Source organism: Mesorhizobium sp. ANAO-SY3R2 (genome assembly GCF_042466635.1).
In the GTDB taxonomy this organism is placed as follows: Bacteria; Pseudomonadota; Alphaproteobacteria; order Rhizobiales; family Rhizobiaceae; genus Aminobacter.
On record NZ_CP159955.1, the window covers coordinates 2,360,683 to 2,377,845 of the forward strand.

15 protein-coding genes are annotated in these 17,163 nt (G+C 62.2%); 10 read left to right on the forward strand and 5 right to left on the reverse strand.

Annotated features, from left to right (window positions below):
• Positions 1-42 precede the first annotated feature (42 nt).
• The 6 genes from hemB to ABSY17_RS16500 all read left to right on the forward strand — a co-directional run bounded on the left by hemB (position 43) and on the right by ABSY17_RS16500 (position 4,155).
• Positions 43-1,074, forward strand: a complete 1,032-nt coding sequence (gene hemB, locus ABSY17_RS16475) for a porphobilinogen synthase (protein ID WP_378943027.1) — start codon at positions 43-45, stop codon at positions 1,072-1,074.
• A 46-nt stretch (positions 1,075-1,120) separates the two neighbouring features.
• The gene (locus ABSY17_RS16480) at positions 1,121-1,417 is read left to right on the forward strand and encodes a nucleotidyltransferase family protein (RefSeq protein WP_378943029.1); all 297 of its coding nucleotides are present in this window, start codon (positions 1,121-1,123) and stop codon (positions 1,415-1,417) included.
• Positions 1,417-1,773, forward strand: coding sequence for a DUF86 domain-containing protein (locus ABSY17_RS16485; RefSeq protein ID WP_378943032.1), 357 nt, complete (start codon positions 1,417-1,419; stop codon positions 1,771-1,773). Before ABSY17_RS16480 ends, ABSY17_RS16485 begins: the two co-directional genes overlap by 1 nt.
• 65 nt (positions 1,774-1,838) lie before the next feature.
• A complete protein-coding gene (locus tag ABSY17_RS16490) occupies positions 1,839-2,309 on the forward strand; it encodes an RDD family protein (protein WP_378943034.1) in 471 nt (156 codons plus the stop codon).
• 138 nt (positions 2,310-2,447) lie between these two features.
• Positions 2,448-3,203 (forward strand): arginyltransferase, encoded by a 756-nt coding sequence (locus tag ABSY17_RS16495; RefSeq protein ID WP_378943036.1) that lies wholly within the window; start codon positions 2,448-2,450, stop codon positions 3,201-3,203.
• 52 nt (positions 3,204-3,255) lie between these two features.
• Positions 3,256-4,155: a DMT family transporter gene (locus ABSY17_RS16500; protein WP_378943038.1), complete on the forward strand. Its 900-nt coding sequence runs from the start codon at positions 3,256-3,258 to the stop codon at positions 4,153-4,155.
• On the opposite strand, the gene ABSY17_RS16505 is transcribed toward ABSY17_RS16500, so the two are convergent.
• Together ABSY17_RS16505 and parC are read right to left on the reverse strand one after the other, a co-directional pair.
• A complete protein-coding gene (locus ABSY17_RS16505; RefSeq protein WP_378952765.1) occupies positions 4,152-5,327 on the reverse strand; it encodes an AI-2E family transporter in 1,176 nt (391 codons plus the stop codon). The genes ABSY17_RS16500 and ABSY17_RS16505 overlap by 4 nt on opposite strands.
• 193 nt (positions 5,328-5,520) lie before the next feature.
• On the reverse strand, positions 5,521-7,824 hold the full coding sequence (gene parC, locus ABSY17_RS16510) for a DNA topoisomerase IV subunit A (protein ID WP_378943041.1): 2,304 nt from the start codon (positions 7,822-7,824) through the stop codon (positions 5,521-5,523).
• 265 nt (positions 7,825-8,089) lie between these two features.
• Here parC and ABSY17_RS16515 point away from each other — a divergent pair, with 265 nt between their 5' ends.
• The gene (locus ABSY17_RS16515) at positions 8,090-9,283 is read left to right on the forward strand and encodes a hypothetical protein (RefSeq protein WP_378952768.1); all 1,194 of its coding nucleotides are present in this window, start codon (positions 8,090-8,092) and stop codon (positions 9,281-9,283) included.
• An 84-nt stretch (positions 9,284-9,367) separates the two neighbouring features.
• Here ABSY17_RS16515 and aspS read toward each other — a convergent pair whose 3' ends face one another.
• Positions 9,368-11,158: an aspartate--tRNA ligase gene (aspS, locus tag ABSY17_RS16520; RefSeq protein WP_378943043.1), complete on the reverse strand. Its 1,791-nt coding sequence runs from the start codon at positions 11,156-11,158 to the stop codon at positions 9,368-9,370.
• Positions 11,159-11,362: 204 nt separating this feature from the next.
• Between aspS and ABSY17_RS16525 the strand changes: the two genes are divergently transcribed.
• From ABSY17_RS16525 to ABSY17_RS16535, 3 genes are all read left to right on the forward strand, one after another.
• A complete protein-coding gene (locus ABSY17_RS16525) occupies positions 11,363-12,607 on the forward strand; it encodes an MFS transporter (RefSeq protein WP_378943046.1) in 1,245 nt (414 codons plus the stop codon).
• 85 nt (positions 12,608-12,692) lie between these two features.
• Entirely contained in the window at positions 12,693-13,850 is a 1,158-nt protein-coding gene (gene rnd / locus ABSY17_RS16530; RefSeq protein ID WP_378943048.1) for a ribonuclease D, read from the forward strand.
• A gap of 429 nt (positions 13,851-14,279) precedes the next feature.
• Entirely contained in the window at positions 14,280-15,389 is a 1,110-nt protein-coding gene (locus tag ABSY17_RS16535; protein ID WP_378943051.1) for a hypothetical protein, read from the forward strand.
• On the opposite strand, the gene ABSY17_RS16540 is transcribed toward ABSY17_RS16535, so the two are convergent.
• A complete protein-coding gene (locus ABSY17_RS16540) occupies positions 15,337-15,582 on the reverse strand; it encodes a hypothetical protein (protein ID WP_378943053.1) in 246 nt (81 codons plus the stop codon). The two genes, ABSY17_RS16535 and ABSY17_RS16540, sit on opposite strands and share 53 nt — an antisense overlap.
• A gap of 70 nt (positions 15,583-15,652) precedes the next feature.
• Entirely contained in the window at positions 15,653-17,155 is a 1,503-nt protein-coding gene (gene guaB, locus ABSY17_RS16545) for an IMP dehydrogenase (protein WP_378943056.1), read from the reverse strand.
• Between the last annotated feature and the right edge of the window lie 8 nt (positions 17,156-17,163).

A 17,163-nucleotide genomic window follows, 5' to 3' on the forward strand; every position in this document is an offset into this window, starting at 1 on the left:
GCAAACCGGCATGCTAAAAACCGCACAATCCGGAGACGATCGATGAACAAATACACTCCCGCCAAGCCAGCCGGCGCTCGCAGCGTCGACGAGATCACCGGCAGCCGCCGCCTGCGCCGCATGCGCAAGGCCGACTGGTCGCGCCGTCTTGTGCAGGAGAACCGGCTGAGCGTCGACGATCTGATCTGGCCGATCTTCATCATCGACGGCGAGAATCGCAAGGAACCAGTCCCGGCGATGCCCGGCGTGTTTCGCATGTCGGTCGACCTTGCGGTCAGGGAAGCGGAACGCGCCGCCAGGCTCGGCATCCCTGCGCTCGCCACCTTCCCAAATGTCGACATGGACCTGCGCGACCAGACCGGCTCCCATGTGCTTGATCCGGACAACATCATCAACCGCGCGACGCGCGCGATAAAGGCGGCGGTGCCCGAGATCGGCATCATCACCGACGTGGCGCTCGACCCCTTCACCAGCCATGGCCATGACGGCATCCTGCGCGACGGCATCATCGTCAATGACGAGACCGTGGAGCAGGTCGCGGCGGCGGCCGTGCTACAGGCGGCGGCTGGCTCCGACATCATCGCCCCCTCCGACATGATGGACGGCCGCATCGGTGCGATCCGCGACGCGCTCGACGACAACGGCTTCCAGGACGTGGCGATCATGTCCTATGCGACGAAATTCGCGTCCGCCTTCTACGGTCCCTATCGCGAGGCGATCGGCACGCAGGGGCTGCTCAAAGGCGACAAGAAAACCTACTATATCGACCACGCCAATTCCGACGAGGCGGTGCGCGAGGCCGAGCAGGATCTCGCCGAGGGCGCCGACATGCTGATGGTCAAGCCCGGCCTGCCCTATCTCGACATCATCCATCGCCTCAAGGAAGAATTCCGCGTACCGACCTTCGCCTATCAGGTGTCAGGCGAATATTCGATGATCAAGGCAGCGGGCGCCAATGGCTGGATCGACGGCGAAAAGGCGATGCTGGAAAGCCTGCTCGCCTTCAAGCGCGCCGGCTGCGACGGCATCCTGACCTATTTCGCGCCTGAGGTGGCGGAGATGCTCAGGGGCTGAGGACGCCGACTACAACATGCTTCACAGTTGCGGTAGCATGTGAAGCATGAACAGGTCGGAAGCCATCAGAAGACTTCGGGAGAATGCCGATGCCGTGCGCGGCATGGGCGCGACATCATTGTATCTGTTCGGTTCGACGGCGCGTGGCGAGTCTGCGTCGGGCAGCGACCTCGACCTCTTCATCGACTACGACCCTGCCCGCCGTTTTTCTTTGATCGATCTCGTCGGCATCAAGCAACTGCTGGAAGAGGCCATGGCAGTCGACGTTGACGTCACGACGCGCGACAGCCTGCACCCTCAGTTGAAGAACGACATCGAACGCTCGGCCGTCCGCGTGTTCTGATGGCAGCTCGAAAGATCAGTCCGATCTTGACGGAAATTCTCGCGGCGATTGACGGGATCGAGAAGGCGACTGCCGGCAAGTCGCTACGGGACTTTCAAGACGACTGGCTTTTGAAGCACGGTGTCCAGCGCGGGATAGAGATCATTTCGGAAGCTTCACGGCACCTGCCGGACGAGATATTCGTGAACGCACCTGAAATTCCCTGGAAGCAGATTCGCGGAATTGGGAACGTCCTCAGACACGAGTATCACAAGATCGCCGACCCAATAGTCTGGGCAGTCGTGACGGACAATCTGCCCGGATTGCGCATTGCAGTCGAACGGATCGCCGCTGAAGTTGCGAAGCGCGAATCTTGAATTCGCACTCCGTTTCTCCCATTTGCACTGATGCGCGGGCAATCTCGCCCGCCATAGAGGATAAAATGACCGCACGCGTTCTGGACCGCGAAATCATCACCAGCAGGCTCGACGATGTCCGCGCCTATGATGGCGTGCGCACGCGGCGAGTTCTGGCCTTTTGCATCGACTACCTCATCGTCGGTCTACTGATGATCCCCTTCGCCATCATCATCTTGCTGCTCGGCATATTGACGCTTGGGCTGGGCTGGGCGCTGTTCGGCATCCTCTTCCCGGCGGTGGCGCTGATCTATGTCTGGTCGACGCTCGGCGGACGCAATCAGGCGACGACTGGCATGCGCATGATGGGCATCCGTCTCGACCGTCTCGACGGCAGGCCTGTGGACGGTCTTTTGGCAGTCGTGCATTCGGTGCTGTTCTGGGCCGGCAACGTTTTGCTCACGCCGCTGATCCTGCTGGTGACGCTGTTTGCCGACCGCAAGCGCACGCTGCATGACCTGCTGCTCGGCACCGTGGTAAGCCGCAGCGACCGCTGAAACGGCATTCGGCGAGTCAAAACGGTCACTTGTGCCAAAACGTGAAGGCAAAGAATCTGCTTGCCTTCACATTCATGTTGAAATTTCTGCTGTCAGGGCCAAGCTAGGAACATTCGTGGGGAGTCTTTCTGACGCTCGATGACGCAGCACCCAACCCATTCGCCGCAATTCTTCCTGACGGCGCCTTCGCCGTGCCCCTATCTCGAGGGTCAGTTCGAGCGGAAGGTCTTTACCCATCTGGTCGGCGACAAGGCGCCGGAGATGAACGACCTGCTGACTCAGGGCGGCTTCCGACGTTCGCAGAACATCGCCTACCGTCCAGCGTGTGAAACTTGCCGCGCCTGCGTCTCGGTACGCATCCTGGCGCAGGAGTTCCGACCGACACGCAACATGCGCCGGGTGATCGAGCGCAATTCGGACCTCATCGGCGCGATGCATGACGCCGAACCTTCCACCGAGCAATATTCGCTGTTCCGTGCCTACCTCGACGCACGTCACCGCAAGGGCGGCATGTCTGACATGACCGTGCTCGACTACGCGATGATGGTCGAGGACACGCATGTCGACACCAAGGTGATCGAGTACCGCCGCCGCGGTCCCGACAGTTTCATCACCGGCAAGGGCCAGGGCGAGTTGATGGCCGTGGCACTCACCGACCAGATGTCCGACGGGCTGTCGATGGTCTATTCCTACTACAATCCGGAAATGGACGATCGCTCGCTCGGCACCTTCATGATACTCGACCACATCACGCGTGCGCGCATGATGGGCCTGCCCCACGTCTACCTCGGTTACTGGGTCAACGGTTCGCGCAAAATGAACTATAAGGTGCGCTTCACTCCGCAAGAACATCTCGGCCCGAAAGGCTGGGAGCGTTTCGAGGGCAAAACCTGAGCATGTCCGGCCCGTTTTCCACGCTGCCGTCGACCATATGGCAGAGGAAAACGTGGCAAACACTCAATCGAACCACTCCAGGGGATTGCTGCTGACCGGCATCGGCGGCTTGGCGCTGACCGTCGACATTCCGCTGATCAAGCTGGCCTCCGGCAGCAGTTGGTCGATCCTAATGATGCGTAGCGGCACCACCTTCCTCGCTGCGATCGTCATCTGGCTGGTCTGGCGCTCGTTCAGTCGCAACGCGCCGCAACTCATTCCCGGCCGGGCCGGCCTGATCGTCGCCGGCCTCTACGGCATCGGCTCGGTGGCCTTCATCACCGCCGTCTACAACACCACCACCGCCAATCTGGTGTTCATCCTCGCCTTCAACACGGTGTTCTCCGCATTGCTGTCGTGGATTTTTCTCCGCGAACGGCCGCGACCGCAAACGGTCCTGGCAATGCTTGTCATGGTCGGTGGGGTTCTCATCATCGTCGGCGGCTCGGTCGGCACCGGCAATCTCTTCGGCGACCTGATGGCCGTGTGCTCGGCGTTTTGCATCGCCTCAGCCATCACCATCTCGCGCGCCAGCGGCAAGGACATGGGCTTTACCGCGCTTGTCGGCGTGCTGCTGCCCTTCCTCGTCGCCGCGTTCATGGTGTCCAAGACCGGCCTTCAGGTCGAGGCGCCCTGGTGGATCATCTTCAACGGCGCGGTGGTCATGCCGATTTCGTTCTTCTGCCTCGCCAATGGGCCGAAATACATTTCCGGGCCGGAAGTAGCGATGTTCTACCTGCTCGAAACCGTGCTTGCTCCGATCTGGGTGTGGATGATCTTTGCGGAAGTGCCGACGACCAACACACTCATTGGCGGCGTGATCCTGATCGTCACCCTCGTTGCGCACTCGGCCTGGCAGCTTTCGGAGAGCCGCAAGCGCCGCATCAACAGCGCAATCGAACAGCCGGCTTAGGACTGCAACTGATCGGCTTGCGCCCGCTTTGCCGGCCGTTCCTCCAGCAAATCTTCGACAGTACGCGGCGCATCGACCTCCGGCTGCGCATTGGCGGCAACAAGTGCCGCCTCGTCCGTCAGCTCGATCTCACGCAGCCATTCGCGCCAGATCGCGACGAGCAGCGCCATGAGCACAGGGCCGATGAACAGGCCAAGCAGGCCCATCGTCTTGACGCCACCGATCAGGCCGAAAAACGTCGGCAGGAACGGCAGCTTGATCGGTCCGCCGACAAGCTTCGGCCGTAGTGTTTTGTCGACGATGAAGAGTTCTATCGACCCCCAGGCGAACAGCGCCAGTCCGGCGACATGCGAGCCGCTGGCGACCAGATAGATCGAGACCAACGTGAACGCCAGGGGCGCGCCACCGGGGATCAGTGCCATGAAACCGGTCAGCACGCCGAGCGTCACCGGCGACGGCACGCCGGCGATCCAGTAGGCCACGCCGAGCACCACGCCTTCGCCAATGGCGATCACCGTCATGCCCATGACCGTCGCACTGATGGTCTTGGGCACGACCCGCGAAATGCGTTCCCAGCGCATCGGCAGGATGCGCTCACCCAGGAGATCGAGCTGGGCGACGAAAATCTCGCCGTCGCGATAGGTGAAGAACAGCGCAATCAGCATGAACAGCAGCGTCAAAAGGATGCTGAAGGCGCTGCCGCCGGCAGCGAGAACGCCGCGATAGATGCTGCCGATATTCGCACCGCTGACCAGCTGGATCAGTTCGCCGATCGCACCGGGATGCCCGACATAGCGGATCCACTGCTCGTTGAGCCACTCGCCCACCACCGGCAGGTTCGAGATCCACAACGGGGTTGGTGCGCCGTGGCGGTTGGTATTGACCGCCCAGCCGCCCCACTCACGGATCTCGTTGATGGCATAGGTCGAGGCAAAGGATATCGGCACGACCAGGAAGGCGATGATGAACAGCAGCGCAAGCGTGGCGCCAATGGTCCGGTTGCCGTCCACTGCAGTCAAAAGCCTGCGGTAGAGCGGCCAGCTGGCGAAGGCGATGACGAGCGCCGCCAGGACCGGCACCAGGAAGCCGTGGAAGAAATAGATGCCGGCGGCAACGATCAGCACTAACAGCCAGCGCGCGGCCGACAATGGCGGTACGAGTGCGGCACGCATCGGCTGGGACGGACCGAACAGCCGCGGCTCGCGCTGCTGTTTGCGGGGATCGGTGACGTTCAAGAGCCTTGATCTCCTCGGCCCTGGAGCGGACCCGTGTTGCACGCCCGACGAGTGCTCACCTCGCCGATAGAAAGATCATAGTGCCGAATGCGGCGCCGCGCACCAAAACTTTGCCGCGCGGCGCTGAACATCAGCCGAAACGGCCGGTGCGTGGGAAGCCCTTGGGCACCATTCGGCCAGCGGTGGCGCGCGTGCCGATCCACTCAAGCAGCTCTTCGCGCGTCCTCGTGAAGGTGCGCTCGGCCGAGTCCAGCCATGTCAGGCCGGCATCCATGGCGAACGTCTTGACGTCGAGCACACCGCCATCCTTGTATTTCTGCAGGCGCACGCCCTTGCCGCGGGTCATCTCGGGGATTTCCTGGAGGGCAAAGACCAACATCTTGCGGTTCTCGCCGACAATGGCGAGGTGATCGCCCTGAAGCGGTATGCAGCGCTTGGCCTCGTCGGGCGCCTTGACGTTCATCACCTGTTTGCCCTTGCGGGTATTGGCGACGACTTCCTCCTCATCGACGACGAAGCCGTTGCCCTCGTGGCTGACCAGCAGCAGCTTGCGCTTGGGCTCATGGACGAAGGCGGTAACGATGTCCTGATCGTTCTCCATGTCGACGATGATACGGATCGGCTCGCCATGGCCGCGCCCGCCCGGCAGGCGGTCGGCACCGATAGTGTAGAACTTGCCGCCGGTGGTGAAGACCAAGATCTTGTCGGTCGTCTGGGCATGGAAGGCGAGCTTGAGGCTGTCGCCCTCCTTGAAGGAAAGCTGCGAAAAGTCGGCGAGATGCCCCTTCATGGCACGCAGCCAGCCCTTTTCCGAGACGACCACCGTGACCGGCTCCTTCTCGATCATGGCGTGGTGGATGTCGGTCAGGTCATGGTCAGGCGCGTCGGTGAACTCGGTGCGGCGGCGCCCCAGCTCGGTGTCCGGGCCGTACTGCTTGCGGACGTTGCCGACTTCCCACTTGATCGTCTGCCACTGCTTGGCTTCCGACGAAAGCAATGCCTCGATCTGCTGCTTTTCGGCGCTCAGCGCATCGTGTTCCTTGCGGATCTCGAACTCTTCGAGCTTGCGCAAGGCCCTCAAGCGCATGTTGAGGATGGCTTCAGCCTGGGTGTCGGTCAGATCCCAGCGAGCCATCATGACCCGCTTGGGCTCATCCTCCTCGCGGATGATGCGGATCACCTCGTCGATGTTGAGATAGGCGATCAGATAGCCGCCGAGGATCTCCAGGCGCCTCTCGATCTCGCCGAGCCGGTGTTGCGAGCGGCGGACCAGCACCTCGCGGCGGTGGTCAAGCCATTCCCGCAGCACGCTCTTGAGCGACAGAACGTTGGGCACCTTGCCGCGCGACAGCACGTTCATGTTGAGGGAGAAGCGGCTTTCAAGCTCGGTAAGCTTGAAAAGCGACTCCATCAGAAGCCCCGGATCGACGGAACGGCTCTTGGGCACCAAGACGACGCGAATGTCCTCGGCGCTCTCGTCGCGGACATCTTCAAGCAGCGGCAGCTTGCGAGCGATCAGCAGTTCGGCGATCTTCTCGATCAGCCGCGACTTCTGCACGCCATAGGGAATTTCGGTGACGACGATGTTCCAGGTGCCGCGACCCTGGTCTTCCTGCTGCCATCTGGCGCGCACGCGGAAGCCGCCGCGACCAGTCTCGTATGCCGACACGATCGAGGCCCAATCGTCGACGACGCTGCCGCCGGTCGGGAAGTCGGGACCGCGCACCATGCAGTTGAGCCGCGCTTCGGGATCGTCCTTGATGCGCTCCCACTCCGACGGCGACGTCATCAGATCGGCAACCGAGGCCTCGGGATTGTCGATCAGGTGAAGTGCTGCGCTGCAAAGCTCGGCGGCATTGTGCGGCGGGATCGAGGTCGCCATGCCGACCGCAATGCCCGACGAGCCGTTGGCAAGTATGTTGGGAAACGCGCCGGGCAGGACGACCGGCTCTTCGTCTTCCTCGTTGTAGGTCGGGCGATAGTCCACCGCATCTTCGGTGATGCCTTCGAGCAGCGCCACCGCCACGTCGGTCATGCGCGCTTCGGTGTAGCGCATGGCGGCGGCGTTATCGCCGTCGATGTTGCCGAAATTGCCCTGCCCGTCGACCAGCGGATAGCGAACGGAAAAATCCTGCGCCAGACGCACCAGCGCGTCGTAGATCGACTGGTCGCCATGCGGGTGGAACTTGCCCATCACCTCGCCGACGATGCGGGCGCATTTGGCGAAGCCCTGGTCCGGATTGAGCCTGAGCAGCCGCATGGCATGCATGATGCGGCGATGGACCGGTTTCAGTCCGTCGCGCACATCCGGCAATGCCCGGTGCATGATGGTCGACAGCGCGTAGGCGAGATAGCGCTCTTCAAGCGCCTTCTTCAGATCGACCGGTTCGATGTTGTCGCCGCCGCTTGCGGGCGGCAAATGCCCTTTTCCCATGGGTTTGGACTATCGGAACGGGCGATTCGCGACAAGCTCTATCGACAAATGCAATGGCGTCGCGGCGTCGCAAGGCATCATATTTTGGCCGACATGCATATCCCTTGCGTTGCAAATACATGATTCACCATCTATGCGTGCATCGCATCGTCGCAATTGCCTTTTCAGGCGATTTGCGGCCATTGTGGCTAGAAGCCTTGTACTGGTCTGGTTCTTATCGGACAGGAAAGGCCAGAACGATTCCTCCCAGTTCTAGGAAAAGATGATGACGCACTACCGCTCTGCATTAGGCAAGCTTGCACTATCGACGTTCCTCTTCACGGTCCCATTGAATGCGGCGTTCGCGCAGGACGCAACGGCTGTCGCCGAAAGGCTCAAGTCGCTGCTGGCCGCGCAAAGCATGACGCTGGGCTGGAGCAGCGTTTCCGGCGACGATTCGGAGATGGTAATCGAGGGCGCCACCCTTGCCGTAGCCGGCGAGGACAAGCCCCTTCCGGTCGGCAAGATCACGTTGAGCGGTATTTCCGAAGACAATGGCGGCTTCAAGATCGAAACCGTCAGCACTGAACCTTACAGCGTGACGGAGGAAGGTGCGACGATCGAGATCAGTCCGCTGATCCTCGGCAACCTGTCGCTGCCAGCCCAAGGCTCGACCGATCCGCTCGCCTCGTTCCTGATGTACGAGACGGCAAGCCTCGAGAATGTCAGCGTCAAGGTCGGTGGCAAGCAGACCTTCCAGATGACCAACTTCGAGATGGAAATCACGCCGCCGGCAGACGGCCAGGCCATGGAGTTCACCGGGTCGACCGAAAAGTTCACCGCCGACCTCAGCCTCGTCGAAGACCCGCAGTCGAAGGCCGCGATCGATGCGCTCGGCTACCAGGCGATCAGCGGCAGCTTCGACGTCGCAGGAACCTGGCAGCCCAAGGACGGCCAGATGGCGCTGACGCAGTATGACGTCACCGTCGACAACGCCGGCACGTTCGGCATGACCTTCGACCTCGGCGGCTACACGCTCGAGTTCATCAAGTCGATGCAGGAACTGCAGAAGTCCATGGCCGCGCAGCCGGAAGGCGCCGACAGCTCGACCCAGGGCCTCGCGATGCTCGGACTGTTGCAGCAGCTCACCTTCAACGGCGCCTCCGTCAGGTTCGATGACGACTCGATCACCAACAAGGTGCTCGACTATCTCGGCAAGCAGCAGGGCGTGACCGGCAAGGACGTCGCCAACCAGGCCAAGGCGATCGTTCCGCTGATGATGATGGAACTCAACAATCCCGAATTGACCCAACAGGTAATGGCAGCCTTGTCGGCATTCCTGGACAATCCGAAGTCGATCGAGATTTCCGCCGAGCCCGGCTCCCCTGTGCCGTTCGCGCTGCTGGCCGCCAGCGGCATGGCCGGCCCCAAGGACCTGCCGAAGACCCTTGGCCTCACGATCACAGCGAACCAGGACTGACATCAGGTTCACCATTCCAAAGAAAAAGCCCGGCAGCGATGCCGGGCTTTTTGTTGAGTCGAAAGAATCGCTTGGGCGGGCTTGTTAAGCCTCTTTCTTGGCCACGGCGACGCGCAGCGACAACTCGCGCAGCTGCTGAGGGGTAGCCTCCGCGGGCGCGTTCATCAAAAGGTCCTGCGCCTGCTGGTTCATCGGGAACAGCGTCACTTCGCGCAGGTTCTTTGCGCCGACAAGCAGCATGATTACGCGATCGACGCCTGCGGCCATGCCACCATGCGGCGGTGCGCCATACTGGAAGGCGCGGTACAGGCCACCGAAATGCTCCTCGACTTCCTCACGCGACTTTCCGGTCAGCTCGAAGGCCTTGACCATCACTTCAGGCAACTGGTTGCGGATCGAACCGGACGCGATCTCGAAGCCGTTGCAGACCATGTCGTACTGGTAGGCCTTGATGGTGAGCGGATCCTGGCTGTTCAGCGCATCCAGGCCGCCCTGCGGCATGGAGAACGGATTGTGGGCGAAATCGATCTTCTTTTCGTCTTCCAGCCATTCGTAGAACGGGAAGTCGATGATCCAGCACAGTTCGAAACGCTCGCGGTCGACGAGGTTCAGTTCCTCGCCGGCGCGGGTGCGGGCAGCACCTGCGAACGAAACGAATTTCTTGGGATCGCCGGCGACGAAGAATGCGGCATCGCCATCCGACAGGCCAAGCTGCTGGCGGATCGCTTCGGTACGCTCTTCGCCGATGTTCTTGGCGATAGGCCCAGCGCCTTCGAGCTTGTCGCCCTCCTTGCGCCAGAAAATGTAGCCGAGGCCCGGCTGGCCCTCGCCCTGCGCCCAGGAGTTCATGCGATCGCAGAACGCGCGCGAACCACCGGTCTTTGCCGGGATTGCCCAGACTTCGACCTTCGGATTCGAGGCGATCATGCCAGCGAAGACCTTGAAGCCCGAGCCGTCGAAATGCCTGGTGACTTCCTGGATCTCGATCGGGTTGCGCAGGTCCGGCTTGTCGGTGCCATAGGTGCGCAGCGCCGTGTCATAGGGAATGCGGCGGAACTTCTGCGTGACCGGCTTGCCATCGGCAAACTGCTCGAACACGCCGCGCATCACCGGCTCCATCGTGTTCCAGACGTCTTCCTGGGTCACGAAGCTCATCTCGAGGTCGAGCTGGTAGAACTCGCCCGGCAGGCGGTCGGCGCGCGGGTCTTCGTCGCGGAAGCACGGCGCGATCTGGAAGTAGCGGTCGAAGCCGGCAACCATCAGCAACTGCTTGTACTGCTGCGGCGCCTGCGGCAAGGCGAAGAACTTGCCGGGATGGATGCGGGACGGCACCAGGAAGTCGCGCGCGCCTTCCGGCGACGACGCCGTCAGGATCGGCGTCGAATATTCGGTGAAGCCCTCCTCGCCCATGCGCTTGCGCATTTCGGCGATGATCTTGGTGCGCGCCACGATGTTCTTGTGCAGCGTCTCGCGGCGAAGATCGAGGAAGCGGTACTTGAGGCGGATATCCTCGGGATATTCCGGCTCGCCGAACACCGGCAGCGGCAGTTCCTTGGCCGCCGACAGCACTTCGATCTCCTGGGCGAAAATCTCGATCTCGCCGGTCGGCAGGTTGCCGTTCACGGCCTCGGCCATGCGCGCCTTGACCTCGCCGTCGACGCGGATCACCCACTCGCCGCGCACCGTCTCGGCGACCTTGAAGGCCGGCGAATCGGGATCGGCGACGATCTGGGTCAGGCCGTAGTGGTCGCGCAGGTCGATGAACAGCAGTCCGCCGTGATCGCGCACGCGATGCACCCAGCCGGACAGGCGAACGGCGGAGCCGACGTCGGATTTCCTCAATTGGGCGCAGGTGTGGCTGCGGTAACGGTGCATGGCAAAATTCCGGTTCGGGCTGTTGTTGTACGGCGTCGGGACGACAGTCGCGCCCGGGCCGAAAAATTGGCGCGAAAAGCGCATGGGTGCTCGGTTTTGTCAAGGTAAAGAGACCCTTGTGGCCCAATCCTGGCGGGAAATGTCGCTGGCTTTGCCGGCTAGCTTAGTCCAATAGAGGGCAAGCCCGCTCCAATTGCGTCTGACATGTCCTCCATACGTCCTCTGATCCCACTGCTGATCACCGCCGGCATCTTGCTTGGCGGCAACGGCCTGCAAAGCACGCTGATCGCCCTGCGCGGCGCCAAGGAGGGCTTTTCCGCGTCGACAATCGGGCTGATGGGCACGGCCTATTTCGTCGGCTTCCTGCTCGGCTGCATTTTTATCACCCGTATCATGAAGTCGGTTGGCCACATTCGCGCCTTCGCCGCCCTTGCCGCCATTGCCGCCGCGGCCACCTTGACGCTGGTGCTGGTCATCGATCCGCTGATGTGGTCGGTGATCCGCTTCGCCACCGGCTTCTGTTTCGCGGGCCTGTTCACCGTGATGGAAAGCTGGCTCAACTCGGGCGTGTCGAACGACAGTCGCGCACGAGTGCTTGCCATCTACCGCATCATCGACATCGGCTCGGTGACCGGGGCGCAGTTCATGATCCCGGTTTTCGGCGCCGACGGCTTCACCATCTTCGCCATCATGTCGATCATGATCACGCTGTCGCTGGTGCCGGTGTCGCTCGGCGACCGCTCCAACCCGACCCCGCCAGAAGAGGTCAAGCTCGACCTCAAGCGGGCCTGGCGCATCTCGCCGCTGGGCAGCCTCGGCTGCGTCTTCGTCGGCATCACCAATGGCGCCTTTCGCACCCTGAGCCCGATCTATGCCGAGCAGATCGGCATGTCGGTCACCGATGTCGTCACCTTCGTCAGCGTCGGCATCATCGGCGGCGCGCTCATCCAGTACCCGCTCGGCTATCTTTCCGATCGATGGGATCGCCGGATGGTGCTCCTGATCACCACCAGCGGCGCACTCGTATCGGCACTGATGCTGGTGTTTCTGGCCGGCAACTCGTCGCTTGCCAACTTCATATTGGTTTTCATCTTCGGCTCGTTTGCGATGCCGCTCTATTCGCTGTCGGCAGCACATGCGAACGACCGCGCCGAAAAGGGCGAGTTCGTTTTGGTCAATGCGGCGCTGATGCTGTTCTATTCGATTGGCGCGATTGGTGGCCCACTGGTTGCCGCACTCGTCATGGAGCAATATGGCCCGCATTCGCTGTTTGCCTTCAGCGCGGCGGTGTATGTGATGTTCGTGGCCGTCATAGTCTATCGCATGGGCGCGCGGTCGCCGGTTCCCGCCGGCCGGCGCGGACGCTTCATCGCGTTGCTGAAGACGTCGCCGATATTCTCCCGCCTCGCCCGGCGAAGCCCCTCCGCCGACCGTTCCAACGCCAACTGAACTTCCCAGCCCGAGGACACAGGTCCTTGACGAAAGCGCGCTCGACTGAAATGGAAAGACAACGCGTCCGGACCAAAGTCATAATATGCATGTAATAACGACCCAGGACGAACTCGATACCGTCATCGCCGCGCTCGAAAAATCCAACTTCGTCACGGTAGACACCGAGTTCATTCGCGAAACCACCTTCTGGCCCGAGCTCTGCCTGATCCAGATGGCGACTCCTGACGTGTCGGCACTGGTCGATCCGCTCGCCCCCGGCCTCGACCTGAAACCGTTCTTCCGCCTGATGGCCAATGAAGCGGTGACCAAGGTCTTCCACGCCGCCAGGCAGGACATCGAGATCATCTTCCACCTCGGCGGATTGATCCCGCATCCGGTTTTCGACACGCAGGTGGCGGCGATGGTCTGCGGCTTCGGCGACAGCGTCTCTTACGAGCAGATCGTACAGAAGGTGACAGGCGGGCGCATCGACAAATCGTCGCGCTTCACCGACTGGCGTCATCGGCCGCTGTCGGACAAGCAACTCGACTATGCGCTGGCCGACGTCACCCATCTCATCGGCGTCTACCAGCACCTCGTCAAGGAACTCGACCGCGAAAACCGTGCGCACTGGCTGACGGAAGAGATGGAGGTCCTGACCTCCCGCGAGACCTACGACCCGCATCCCGAAGACGCCTGGAAGCGCCTCAAGATGCGACTGCGCAAGCCCCAGGAGCTTGCCGTCGTCCAGGCAGTAGCCGCCTGGCGCGAGCGCGAGGCACGCGAACGCAATGTGCCGCGCGGACGCGTCCTGAAAGACGATGCCATCTACGAGATCGCCCAGCAGGGACCGCGCGACGCCACAGCACTTGGCCGCCTGCGCACCACGCCGAAGGGCTGGGAGCGGTCGTCCTCGGCCGCTGCACTGCTGGCCGTGGTCAACGCCGCGCTCGATACGCCGCGCGACCAAATGCCCAAGCTGCCGAAGTCATCCCAGCCGCCCGAAGGCTCGAGCGCGGCCTCCGAATTGCTGAAGGTACTGCTGCGCCTGGTTTCGGAAAAGGAAGGAGTGGCACCGAAGGTGCTCGCCTCCGGCGACGACATCGACCGCATCGCAGCCGAGGGCGAGGACGCCGACGTCCCTGCCCTGCAGGGCTGGCGACGCGCGGTATTCGGCGAGGCGGCATTGCGCCTGGTACGCGGCGAGATCGCCATCCGCTTCGACAAGCGCAAGATCACAGTGTTCGACGTCAAGAACTGAACGGCGCGGCATAGACTGCCGCGCCCCTGACTGCGCCCGCGCTACATGGCGAACCAGATCCACAGCAGCGCCTGCACCCGCCATCCGGCGATGAACGCGCGACGGCGATGGGCCACGCCCTCGGTGACGTAGAGCGACAACCGTTGGCGGCGCTCGCGCTCGACACAAGTTCGGCCGCCCTGGTCTTGACCTGACTGACCCGCGCCTCGGCCGAGGCCACAGCCTGCCGTCGACGCATCTCCAGGAAAAATAGAGGATGTAGACCGGAAGCACCTTCACAAGCATTTGCCGGAAGATTGTAGAATTGCACTTCAGAAATACCTAAATAGACATCGTGAGTTACTCAACGAACTCATACGTTATGTTTAACGGAGAATTCACACCGGCGAGTGACGATAGGCTTAAGCGCAGCCCTACAATCGGACAAACATGATGCTCCCTGCAACGGCCAATCGATACCAGCCCGCACTGTCCGTCATCCAGGCCGCAACCTACTCCCGCGAGCGCGCGATGTGGGCCGACGCACAGGCTGCTGCTGGCGGCATCAAGCCGCTGGGCGGCATGGCGCAGGCTGCACCGGTCCGACCAAAGGACATGCAGGCAATCAACGAGCACTACTTCGGCATCAGCCTTACGCCGATGGAGGTAATGTTCTCCATGGTCGAGCGGGCCGTGGATTACCTCAACGACAAGATGGGCCTCGGCAGCGACGGCGATCCGAAGGCGATCGAAGAGGGAAACAAGTGGCGCGAGACGGCGCTTAGCAAGAACGTGGCAGTCGGCTCTGGCGATGACTTCCGCATTCCGAAGCCCGGTGAGAACGGCGTGACCTTCCGCGCCGTCGCCAAGCTCGTCCTTGAAAAGTTCAAGACCGAGTATCTGGCAAGCGACGTCGACCTGATGAGGTCATTGGAAGATGTCGCTGGTTTCCGTCTTCACGGAATGAACGCACTCGATTTGTTCAAGGCATTCGCCGAGCCGGACGGCGATTCTGCGAAGAGGGTGTACGACGCGGTCGCCGAAGGTCTCGCCGGCCAAGCGGGCAGTAAAGTCGCCCAGCGCCTGGAAACGGCTACGGAAGGGGCAAAGTCGGTCGAGGAGACGCTCATCGACCAGAAGAAATCCTCCATCGACGTCGTGGACGAAGAAACCATCGCCGAGGACCTGAAAGCGATCGAAACTGCCAAAGCCAAGGAAAAGCTCGACGAGGCAGCGGCGATTCCCGAGAAGGTGCAGGAGGCGCTGGAAGAGGCTCAGGCTAACAAGTCCTCATCCGAGCCCTACGATTCTCAGGCAGCCATGACTATCGTTCAGGCCCTGAGCGGCATGACTTCGGTAGCACCCATGTCCGAACCGACTTCGGGCAAGGACCTGCCGGAAGTGGATCTGGATCTTTCAGATATGGTGAAGGACGCCGCAAGGGCGGAGTTCGCCGAGCACACCAAGGGCGAACGTCCGCGCGGGCTGCTTGCTCAATACCTGGAATTCATCGACCCGTCTGACTTCGACAACAAGCAAAAATTCTCGGTACGGTTTTAAGCCGATCAGCCAGCGAGCGCACGCGCCGCGCAGCCAATGCAAAGATTGCGATGACGCCCGCCGGGACGAGCAGCAGGGCGACTTTCGCTACGATCAGCCCGGAGTCGCTGTCGGAAAAGCCCAGGAAGCGCAGATCAAGCGACGGCATGCCGCCGCTCAACCTGCTAAAATAAAAGTATTCGAGAAGCGCCATCGCGGCGACACCGCCGCCGTGATGAAACTCATTGCGGCTGCGCGATACCGCGGCCGCACGATCTCTCGGCTCAGATGCCGCCCGGGTAGTTCGGGCTTTCGCGCGTGATGGTCACGTTGTGGGCGTGGCTTTCGCGGAGGCCGGCATTAGAGATGCGCACGAAGGTAGCGCGCTCGCGGAACTCGGCGAGATCGCGCGCACCGACGTAGCCCATCGACGCCTTGAGGCCGCCGGCGAGCTGATGCAGGACGCCCGAGACCGGGCCCTTGTAAGGCACCTGCCCCTCGATACCCTCAGGCACCAGCTTCAGCGTATCGCGGACCTCGGCCTGGAAATAGCGGTCGGCGGAACCGCGCGCCATGGCACCCACCGAGCCCATGCCGCGATAGGCCTTGAACGAGCGGCCCTGGTGCAGGTAGACCTCGCCGGGGCTCTCATCCGTGCCGGCCAGCAGCGAACCGATCATCGCCGCACCAGCGCCGGCGGCAAGCGCCTTGGCGAGATCGCCGGAGAACTTGATGCCGCCGTCGGCGACCACCGTGACACCTGACTTCTGAGCCGCCTCGACTGCCGACATGATCGCCGAAAGCTGCGGCACGCCGACGCCGGCCACGATGCGCGTGGTGCAGATCGAGCCAGGCCCGATACCGACCTTGACGGCGTCGGCGCCGGCATCGATCAGCGCTTGCGCGCCTTCAGCAGTAGCGACGTTGCCGGCCATGATGCGGACCGCGTTGGAGATCTTCTTGGCGCGCGTCACAGCGTCGAGAACCCGCTGCGAATGGCCATGGGCGGTGTCGATGACGAGCAGATCGACGCCGGCATCGATCAGACGCTCGGCACGCTCGAAGCCGTCTTCGCCGACGCTGGTGGCGGCAGCTGCCCGCAGCCGCCCCTGCGCGTCCTTGGAGGCATTGGGGTTGAGCTGCGACTTCTCGATATCCTTGACCGTGATGAGGCCGACGCAATTGCCATGCCTGTCGACGACCAGCAATTTCTCGATCCGGTGCGCGTGCAACAGCCGCTTGGCTTCCTCCTGGTCGACCGTCTCCTTGACGGTGACGAGGTTCTCGCGCGTCATCAACTCGTAGACCTTCTGGGACGGGTCGGAGGCGAAGCGGACGTCTCGGTTGGTGAGGATGCCAACGAGGCGGCCAGTCTTCTGCCCACCGGTACCACCGTTCTCGACCACGGGAATTCCCGAGATGCCATGCGCGCGCATCAGGCCGAGCGCGTCGGCAAGCGTTGCGTCCGGGCCGATCGTCACCGGGTTGACCACCATGCCCGATTCGAACTTCTTGACCTGTCGAACCTGCTCGGCCTGTTCGGCCGGCGTGAAATTGCGGTGGATGACGCCGATGCTGCCGGCCTGGGCCATGGCAATGGCAAGCCGGGCGTCCGTGACCGTGTCCATCGCAGCCGAGATGATCGGCAGGTTGAGCTCGATGTCGCCGGCGATCCGCGTGCGAATGTCGGTCTCGCCGGGCATGACCTCGGAGTGGCCGGGCTGAAGCAGCACGTCGTCGAAGGTTAGCGCCAGTGCGCCGGTGGAGGATTCGATGATTTTCGCCATGGCCAGTC

Bases quoted from the DNA above. Each gene is read 5' to 3' on its own strand.
- hemB (WP_378943027.1), top strand. From the start codon at position 43: ATGAACAAATACACTCCCGCCAAGCCAGCCGGCGCTCGCAGCGTCGAC.
- ABSY17_RS16480 (WP_378943029.1), top strand. From the start codon at position 1,121: ATGAACAGGTCGGAAGCCATCAGAAGACTTCGGGAGAATGCCGATGCC.
- ABSY17_RS16485 (WP_378943032.1), top strand. From the start codon at position 1,417: ATGGCAGCTCGAAAGATCAGTCCGATCTTGACGGAAATTCTCGCGGCG.
- ABSY17_RS16490 (WP_378943034.1), top strand. From the start codon at position 1,839: ATGACCGCACGCGTTCTGGACCGCGAAATCATCACCAGCAGGCTCGAC.
- ABSY17_RS16495 (WP_378943036.1), top strand. From the start codon at position 2,448: ATGACGCAGCACCCAACCCATTCGCCGCAATTCTTCCTGACGGCGCCT.
- ABSY17_RS16505 (WP_378952765.1), bottom strand. From the start codon at position 5,327: ATGCGTGCCGCACTCGTACCGCCATTGTCGGCCGCGCGCTGGCTGTTA.
- parC (WP_378943041.1), bottom strand. From the start codon at position 7,824: ATGGGAAAAGGGCATTTGCCGCCCGCAAGCGGCGGCGACAACATCGAA.
- ABSY17_RS16515 (WP_378952768.1), top strand. From the start codon at position 8,090: ATGACGCACTACCGCTCTGCATTAGGCAAGCTTGCACTATCGACGTTC.
- aspS (WP_378943043.1), bottom strand. From the start codon at position 11,158: ATGCACCGTTACCGCAGCCACACCTGCGCCCAATTGAGGAAATCCGAC.
- ABSY17_RS16525 (WP_378943046.1), top strand. From the start codon at position 11,363: ATGTCCTCCATACGTCCTCTGATCCCACTGCTGATCACCGCCGGCATC.
- rnd (WP_378943048.1), top strand. From the start codon at position 12,693: ATGCATGTAATAACGACCCAGGACGAACTCGATACCGTCATCGCCGCG.
- ABSY17_RS16535 (WP_378943051.1), top strand. From the start codon at position 14,280: ATGATGCTCCCTGCAACGGCCAATCGATACCAGCCCGCACTGTCCGTC.
- ABSY17_RS16540 (WP_378943053.1), bottom strand. From the start codon at position 15,582: ATGGCGCTTCTCGAATACTTTTATTTTAGCAGGTTGAGCGGCGGCATG.
- guaB (WP_378943056.1), bottom strand. From the start codon at position 17,155: ATGGCGAAAATCATCGAATCCTCCACCGGCGCACTGGCGCTAACCTTC.